The following is a 613-nucleotide window of genomic DNA, read 5'->3' as shown; positions in this document are numbered from 1 at the left end:
CCCCCCGTCCCCGAGCCACCCGGACCGCCTTCCGACAATTCCCTCAAAGCAGAGCTGACGGAGGTGTCCACGCATGACAGTTCCAACGTCCCTCCGGGCCATCAAGAAACCCGGACCAAAGCGTTTTTCCAGCAAAGCCCCCAGCCCGCGGATGGCTCGGAGGCACGACGCCGGTCATGCCCATGGACGGACCCTGGTCTTGGAAGAGGGGGCACTGATGATGCGAGCAATGGAGTCGCGGACACAGGGCGGGCCCGAGCCAGTAAGCCCCATCGGGGGGCGGTGGGAGGCGCAGCCGTGGCGGCGCCAGTTGCAGGACGCGCGGTCGCGCGAGCACCGGGTGGCGAGGTCCGCGCTGGTGGCGGCGCTGCTGGCGGAGGGCTGCGCGGTGGAGGCGGACGTGGCGCGGTTCGCGGGGGCGCTGGAGGACCGGGCGTCGCTGAGCATCGGGCAGGTGCTGCGCTTCGCGGACAGCGTGCGGGTGCGCATGGCGCTGGCGTGCACGGACGACGAGGTGTTGCAGCTGGCCTACCTGCGCCGCAACGCGGAGGAGCTGGCGGAGCGGATGATTGACTGGGCCAACACGGGGCGGCTGCCGGCGTAGGGCGGGCGG

General features: G+C 71.5%; 1 protein-coding gene. It reads left to right on the top strand.

Annotation, left to right across the window (positions count from 1 at the left end; translation table 11 throughout):
- Positions 1-217 precede the first annotated feature (217 nt).
- A complete protein-coding gene (locus D7W79_RS42560) occupies positions 218-604 on the top strand; it encodes a hypothetical protein (protein ID WP_244222292.1) in 387 nt (128 codons plus the stop codon).
- Positions 605-613: the final 9 nt, after the last annotated feature.

The sequence above is a fragment of the Corallococcus exercitus genome, from assembly GCF_003611585.1.
GTDB classification, from domain to species: domain Bacteria; phylum Myxococcota; class Myxococcia; order Myxococcales; family Myxococcaceae; genus Corallococcus; species Corallococcus exercitus.
Note: the sequence above shows the minus strand (reverse complement) of the source record. Positions and strands in the feature narration are given on the sequence as shown.

Excerpts from the sequence above, each read along its gene's own strand:
- D7W79_RS42560 (WP_244222292.1), top strand. The coding sequence starts at position 218 with ATGATGCGAGCAATGGAGTCGCGGACACAGGGCGGGCCCGAGCCAGTA.